The sequence below is a fragment of the Allorhizocola rhizosphaerae genome (assembly GCF_003426775.1).
Lineage (GTDB): Bacteria > Actinomycetota > Actinomycetes > Mycobacteriales > Micromonosporaceae > Allorhizocola > Allorhizocola rhizosphaerae.
In genome coordinates, this window is the sequence record NZ_QJUG01000324.1 from 1 (window position 1) to 7,299 (window position 7,299).

General features: G+C 68.8%; 7 protein-coding genes. 4 read left to right on the forward strand and 3 right to left on the reverse strand.

Annotated elements, in window-relative coordinates:
• The first annotated feature begins 129 nt into the window (after positions 1–129).
• The 4 genes from DM816_RS38750 to DM816_RS38765 all read left to right on the forward strand — a co-directional run bounded on the left by DM816_RS38750 (position 130) and on the right by DM816_RS38765 (position 5,046).
• Positions 130–789 carry a response regulator gene (locus DM816_RS38750; protein WP_117215468.1) on the forward strand — a complete coding sequence of 220 codons (660 nt, stop codon included), beginning with the start codon at positions 130–132 and terminating at the stop codon, positions 787–789.
• 156 nt (positions 790–945) lie between these two features.
• Complete coding sequence (gene dinB / locus DM816_RS38755) at positions 946–2,139, forward strand: DNA polymerase IV (protein ID WP_117215469.1); 1,194 nt, start codon at positions 946–948, stop codon at positions 2,137–2,139.
• Between the two features lie 79 nt (positions 2,140–2,218).
• Entirely contained in the window at positions 2,219–3,802 is a 1,584-nt protein-coding gene (locus DM816_RS38760; RefSeq protein WP_117215470.1) for an alkaline phosphatase D family protein, read from the forward strand.
• A 359-nt stretch (positions 3,803–4,161) separates the two neighbouring features.
• Positions 4,162–5,046, forward strand: coding sequence for a M23 family metallopeptidase (locus DM816_RS38765; RefSeq protein WP_211589041.1), 885 nt, complete (start codon positions 4,162–4,164; stop codon positions 5,044–5,046).
• Between the two features lie 61 nt (positions 5,047–5,107).
• On the opposite strand, the gene DM816_RS38770 is transcribed toward DM816_RS38765, so the two are convergent.
• The 3 genes from DM816_RS38770 to DM816_RS38780 all read right to left on the reverse strand — a co-directional run bounded on the left by DM816_RS38770 (position 5,108) and on the right by DM816_RS38780 (position 7,212).
• On the reverse strand, positions 5,108–5,614 hold the full coding sequence (locus tag DM816_RS38770; RefSeq protein ID WP_162908280.1) for a hypothetical protein: 507 nt from the start codon (positions 5,612–5,614) through the stop codon (positions 5,108–5,110).
• A 66-nt stretch (positions 5,615–5,680) separates the two neighbouring features.
• Complete coding sequence (locus DM816_RS38775) at positions 5,681–6,292, reverse strand: hypothetical protein (protein ID WP_117215472.1); 612 nt, start codon at positions 6,290–6,292, stop codon at positions 5,681–5,683.
• 41 nt (positions 6,293–6,333) lie between these two features.
• On the reverse strand, positions 6,334–7,212 hold the full coding sequence (locus DM816_RS38780) for a GNAT family N-acetyltransferase (protein WP_117215473.1): 879 nt from the start codon (positions 7,210–7,212) through the stop codon (positions 6,334–6,336).
• Positions 7,213–7,299: the final 87 nt, after the last annotated feature.

Below are 7,299 nucleotides of genomic sequence, written 5' to 3' on the forward strand. Positions count from 1 at the left end.
GGGAGCGGGTCGAGGCGGCCGGCGGGACGCTGCGCGCCGGGCCCCGAAGCTGGGGCTTCGAACTGCACGCCCATCTACCACACGGGGCATCGTCATGATTCGCATCAGTTTCACTCACGGACGGCCGTCGTGATCCGCGTCCTGCTGGCCGACGACGAGGCGATGATTCGCACCGGGGTGCGGGCGCTCCTCGCCACCGACGCCGAGCTCGACGTGGTCGCCGAGGCGTCCGACGGGCGGGCTGCGGTAGACCTCGCACTCGCGCACCGGCCCGATGTCGCGCTGCTCGACATCCGCATGCCCCGCCTGGACGGGCTCGACGCGGCCGAGGAGATCCTGCGCGACGCGCCCTCCGTCGGGGTGGCGATGCTCACCACGTTCGGCGAGGACGAATACATTGCCCGCGCGCTGCGCGTCGGCGCACTCGGCTTCCTGCTCAAGTCGGGCGACCCGCGGGAGCTGCTCGCGGGCGTGCACGCGGTCGCGGCCGGCGGGGCCTATCTGTCGCCGAGCATCGCGCACCGGGTGATCGCCCACGCCCGCCACGGTTTCGCCCGCGGCGCGGACGCGCACGCCAAGGTCGGCGGCCTGACCGAACGCGAGCGCGAGGTGCTCGGCCTGCTCGCGGCGGGCCTGTCCAACGCGCAGATCGCACGCCGCCTGCACCTCGTGGAGGGCACGGTCAAGGGCCACGTCAGCGCGATCCTGGTGCGGCTGGGCGCGGCCAACCGGGTGCAGGCGGCGATCATCGCCCACGAGGCGGGCGTGTCTGGGGGTCAGCATGGTTAGTCAACCGGGCGTGCGGGGGACACAACCGGACCACGGCCACGATCGCACGGCCGCGCGCGGGCGTGGTGCGCACCAGCGCCGCGCGACGATCGCCGGTCACCGCGCGAGCAATCACCCGGTACCAACGATAGAACAGATGTTCTAAAGTCTTGAAGCATGCGGGAGACTGCGTCCATCTTGCACGCCGACCTCGACGCGTTTTATGCGTCTGTCGAGCAGCGTGACTTCCCGTGGCTGCGCGGGCGGCCGGTCATCGTCGGCGGCGGTGTGGTGCTCGCCTGCAGCTACGAGGCCAAGGCGCGCGGAGTGCGCACCGCGATGGGCGGGCGCACGGCACGGCAACTGTGTCCTGAAGCGATAGTCCTGCCACCGCGCATGTCGGCCTATTCGGAGGCGAGCAAGGCCGTCTTCGCAGTGTTCCGCGACACGACACCGTGGGTCGAAGGGCTGTCCATCGACGAGGCGTTCCTTGACGTGGGCGGGCTATACAAAATCGCCGGTCCGCCGGAGGGCATCGCGCGGCGCCTGCGCGAGCGTATCCGCCGGGAGCTGGGTCTGCCCATCACCGTCGGCGTGGCGCGTACCAAATTCTTGGCCAAGGTGGCAAGCCAGGTGGCCAAGCCTGACGGGCTGCTGGTCGTGCCGCCCGACCGGGAGCTGGCGTTCCTGCATCCGCTTCCCGTGTCGCTGCTGTGGGGCGTCGGCAACGTGACCGAGGCGAAGCTGCACGAGCGCGGCATCCGCACGGTCGGCCAGGTGGCCCGGCTCGGCGAGGCCGCACTGGTGTCGCTGCTCGGCGTCGGCGCCGGACGGCACCTGAACGCCTTGGCGCACAACAGGGATCCGCGCCCGGTCGACACCGGCCGCAGGCGCGGCTCCATGGGTGCGCAGCGGGCGCTGGGTTCGCGGCCGCGCAGCCGGGCCGAGCTCGAAGCCATCCTCGCCGGGCTGGTCGACCGGATCACCGGGCGCATGCGGGCCGCCAACCGTCCGGGCCGGACGGTCACACTCCGCCTGCGCTTCCCCGACTTCACCCGCGCGACCCGGTCGCGCAGCCTGCCCCGCGCCACCACAACCACACAGACCATTTTGGACACCGCACGCGACCTGCTCACCGAGGCGCTCCCGCTGATCGCCGAGCGCGGCGGGCTGACGCTCATCGGCGTGTCGGTCGGCAACCTCGGGCGCAACGGTCACATGCAGCTGGAGCTCCCGTTCGAGCGGCAGGACCAGAATTCGCTCGACTCCGCGCTCGATGCGGTCCGCAAACGCTTCGGTTCGCAGGCCGTGACGCGCGGCGCGCTGGTCGGCAAAGACCCCGGCCTGGTCATGCCGATGCTGCCGGACTGAGGAGAGTTTCCGCTGAATTCGGCGTGTTGTTCTTTAAATGCCATCATGTGGTACCGGGTCAGCCCCAACGATGTTGGTCATGTCCATTTCACGACGTACCCTCCTCGCCACCGGTGCGCTCGCCGGTGTCGCGATCGGACTTCCGGCCACCGCCCTCACGAAGGCCACCGCCGCCCATGCGAAGACCCTCGCCGACCCGTTCACCCTGGGCGTCGCCTCGGGCGACCCCGACCACGACGGGTTCGTGCTGTGGACCCGCCTCGCGGTCGAACCGCTCGCCGAGGACGGTCTCGGCGGGATGCCCGACCGGTTCATCCCCGTGCAGTGGCAGGTCGCCACGGACGAACGGTTCCGTCACGTGGTGCGGGCGGGAGTCGAGTTTGCCCGGCCCGAAGCGGCCCACTCGGTCCACGTTGAACTCGGTGGGCTGCTGCCCGGGCGCGAATACTTCTACCGTTTCCGGGTCGGCAACCACCTGTCGCCGGTCGGGCGGACGCGCACCGCGCCCGCACCGTGGACGATAACGTCGGCTCTCGCGATGGCGTTCGTTTCCTGTTCGCAGTACGAGCACGGCTACTTCACCGCATACCGCAGGCTCGCCGAGGACGAGCCCGATCTGGTCCTGCATCTGGGCGACTACCAATACGAATACGCCAAGGACACGTACAACATCCCCGGCGGGAATCCGCGCGACCACGAGGGCCCCGAAACGCGGACGCTGGCCAACTATCGGCAGCGGCACGCGCAGTACAAGATGGATCAGGATTTGCAAGCGGCGCATGCGGTCGCGCCGTGGCTCGTCGTGTGGGACGACCACGAGATCGAAAACAACTGGGCCGACGAGGTGCCGGAGCAGCCGGACGCGGACTTCCTCGCCCGGCGCGAGGCGGCGTTCAAGGCCTACTACGAAAACATGCCGTTGCGGCGCACCGGCATCCCGCGTGGCATCGACATGCAGCTGTACCGCCGCATCCGGTGGGGTCGGCTGGCCAACTTCCACATGCTCGACACCCGCCAGTACCGCGACGATCAGGGCTGCGGCGACGGTTACAAGGACTGTCCGGCCGCGGTCGATCCGGCCCGTTCGATCACCGGGGCGGAGCAGGAGGCGTGGCTGCTGGACGGGTTCCGGCGTTCGGAGGCCCGCTGGGACATCCTCGGGCAGCAGGTGTTCTTCGCCCAGCGGGACAACAACTCCGGGCCAAAGAAGGTCACGAGCCAGGACGGGTGGGACGGCTATGTCGCGTCCCGGGATCGGATCACGCGCGGCTGGATGGCCGCCGGGGTGCGCAACCCGATCGTGCTCACCGGAGACGTTCACGCCCACTGGGCAAGCGACCTCAAGCTCAACTACGACGATCCGGCATCGCCGACCGTCGGGGCCGAGCTCGTCTGCTCGTCCATCACCTCGGGCGGCAACGGGACCGACTCCATCCCGTCGGCACACCCGTTCCTGTCCATCAACCCGCACCTTCGCTTCTACAACAACCAGCGCGGCTACGTCCTCACGCGCATCGACGAACGCCAGCTGAAGGCGGACTTCAAGGTCGTGCCGTTCGTGACCACGCCGGGCGCTCCCGCCTACACCCGCGCCTCGTTCGTGGTCGACGACGGCGTGCCGGGGCTGCACCAGACCTACGACCGGCCGATCGATCCGGCCTAAGGCGATGCTTGCAAGCCGTTCGGGTGCCAGCTATCGCTGTGCCCGAACGGCATCGCCGCGCCGACGGTCAACCGCACGATCCGGTCACGCGCCCCCGGGCGCGGCGCGGGGACCAGAGGTGTCGCGCTCGCATCCCGAGTCTGCTGCCTACCGGCCACCGCCCGCGCCGTTTCCCTAAAGGCAGGCGCACCAGGTTGGTGGCCACCCAGGCGTTGTAGAGCTTTTGTAGAGCGGATGACGTCGATTTCGCCATGATGACGACGGCCAATCAACGGCGAGCATCGGCGGCGCTTCACACCCTCTCCGGATAGCGAAGCTGAACGATGCCACCCACGTCGGCTACGGAAGGGAGCACAACGATGTTGGGCAAAACCACGGCACGAAACGCGATGTCGCTTCGCTGGGTCCTGGCCATGTCGGCCGGCCTGCTGCTGGGCATCCCCTTCGCGTCCCCCGCGCAGGCGGCAACCCACAAAGCGCCGTTCGACTGCGGCAAGACGTTCTACGCCAACAACTGGTACCCCGGTCACAACCCGTCGGGCTCCATCGATTGGCAAAGTTACGGCGGCGACGCGATCAACGGCGAGAACGTCCGCGCCACCGCCGGGGGGACGGCGCGTTTCTATGACGCCGGCTCCACCAGCTATGGAAAGTGGGTGGAGATCACCCACGGCGACGGCACCCGGACCCGGTACGCACACATGTCCTCGATGGTGCGCTCGCCTGGGCAAAGCATGTCGGTCAGCCAGGGCACGAAGATCGGCGTCGTCGGCTCGACCGGCGGCAGCAGCGCGCCACACCTGCACTACGAGCAGCGCAACTCCTCCGGGGTGGTCGACACCAGCCCCACGGTGGACGGCGTGACCATCTCCCTCGGCCAGAAGAAGGCGGTCAAGAGCAGCAACGCCTGCGGCGGCGCGAACCCTTATACCCCCGAAGAGGTCTGCGGCAGCGGCTACTCCGTGATCGACTCGGCCGCCCTCGGCACGGTGGGCAAGGTCTTCCTGCTCTACAACTCGGGCAACGGATACAACTGCGTCACGACCGTCAAGTACGTCAGCGTCGGCAGTCCCAGCGCCGTGTCGGCGTTCCTTGAGCCGCAAGGCTCCACCCGCACCACGGATTCCGGAAGCTACAGCTACTATGCCGGGCCGGTGCGGCGCTCCGCGCCAAGCACCTGCGTCAGGTGGGGTGGATCGGTCGGGAGCACCTCCTACACCAGCCCATTCGAACACTGCGGATGACGGCCCGCCCCGAAGCCCCGGCTCGACCCGTCGAGCCGGGGCTTCGGCGGTGGCAGGCCGATTACACCCTCCACAGGGCGTGGACGATCCGGCCCGTCGTGAGCTGGATGTGGCCGCCGCCAACCGCGTCGCGCGGCACCGCGAAGTAGACCCGGCCCTCGGACTGCTGCCCGGGGGCCACGAGATCTACGCGCCCGAGCTCGGGCGGGAACACCGCGTTGTTCGTCCGTGCGGTGTGGACGGTGGCGGCCGCGTCGCGGAAGCGGAAGTTGTCCGGGCCGCCCGCGATCGGCCTGCCCGCCCGGTCGAGCAGGATCTTCACGGTCACGACCAGGTGCACGAGCTCCCCCGTCACCGGGGCGTCGCCGGGGATCGACCGCCCCGACAGCTCCACATTGGACACGGCGATGGTGGCCTGCCCGTTGCCGAGCAGATCGGCGGTGAAGGCCTCGCCCACCTTGAGCACGGGCACGGGTGGCGCGCTCTGCGGCGCAGCCGGTGCGGCAGGGGTCCCGCATGCGCTCAGCAACCCGACCACCACGAGGGTACGAAAAGTCTTGCCAATCATGGAATTCGGCTCCCTGAAGCGGGAGGCACACCCGCAAGGGATGTGCCTCCTGGTCTGGTCGGTGGCTCAGCCCACCCCGGTCCAACCCGCGATCGGACGGTTGGCGCTGTAGTTCAGGTTGTGCTTGTACACGGTGTCGTTGAAGTTGCCCGAGATCACCTTGGGCGCGCCATCGACCCATCCCACGAACACGCCCACGTGGTCGGAGTCCACAAGCGGGTCGCCATCTTTGTTGTAGGTGACCGCTGCGCCGGGGTAGATGCCCCTCACCTCGCGACCCGGATGCCACGTGCCGAAAAACTTGCCGTAGCGGGCGGTCGTCCCGGCCTCGGAGTCCAGGTGCTCCCACGCATACACGCCGGCGTTCTTCCACACGAACTTGACGAAGTCCGCGCACCAGTACTGGCAGCGCCCCGCCCCGTAGAAGTGGGCGGAGTAGAAGTTGCACTCGTCTCCCCACTCCCGGGTCCGGTCGCTGTTGAGCTCGGTGTACGCGGCCTCGACCACGCGATCGCCCACCGCGGTCCGGATGCCGACGTCCATGACGGAGGCATTCAGCGCGGCGAGCGAATCGGTCTGGCCGTTGTCGGCCAGCGCGGGCGCGGGGGCCAGCGCCGTCAGCACGCCCGCAGCGGCCATAGCCATCAGCGCGCGGTGTCGGGTACCGTCGAATGACATTTTGTTGCTCCTTCCTCACGCCTGTCCTGACGGGCAGGCCGCTAACGGGTTGGGGTCTCTCCGGCCGCCGGTGCGACGGTGGCCGGAGAAGTCTCGACGTCACCGGGATAGAGCGCGCAGACATACTTGTCCCACAGGCGCCCGGCGTAGTAGTCGTGGTCGCGCAGCACGCCTTCGACCTGAAACAGCCTGCCCTGCCCGCTCTGCAGCTGCGGCCAGTTGATTCCCGGGATCTCCATGTAGATCTTGTTGAGCGGGAAGGTACGGAACAGATAGCGCGCGAACAACGCCACCGCTTGCGCCGCAAGGCCACCGCCGGTGATGCGCGGGTGGAAGACCGCACCGAGGTAGGTGTGCCGCAGGCTGAGCTCATCGCCGTACGCCACGACATGCCCGACCGGCAGGTCGTCCTCGATGCGGCGCACCACAAACTGGATCAGCACCTGGTTCCACAGTTCCGCCTTGAACCGCTCGATGGGCGGGATCGAGCCCCGGTAGCGCCAGCGGAAGCCGGTCTCCGGCTCAACCGCGAGCGCGTACAGGAAGCCGAGGTCGTCGGGGGTGAGCGGCGCCAGCCGGAGCGCGGGCGTTTCGAGCACCGGCGCGAGCTGGTCGCGGGGCGGCGCGAGCGTGAAGCGTTCCGGCAACCCCGGCACGCCGCCCAGCCGGATTGACAAACGTGGCCGGTGTTTCGCATCCTCCACATGCGACAGCAGCTCGCCGACGGTCGCGGGCAGTTGCGCCTCGGCGGTGATCGGCGTGCCGCGCGCCTCCAGCCAGGTGATCAGGCGCATCATGGTGAGGCTGTCCAGGGCAAGCCCGTCGCGCAGCGATGCGCCATCGTCCAAAGCGGACGCGTCAACCTCAAGCAGCGCGGCCAGTTCCGCACGCGCGGTGTCTTTGCCGATAACTGTCGTCATTGGAGTTCCTTCCTAGAGTTTTCCGGCGAGATAGCGGTCGCGGGTCTCCGCACGGCGCAGCTTGCCGGATGAGGTCTTGGGCAGGCG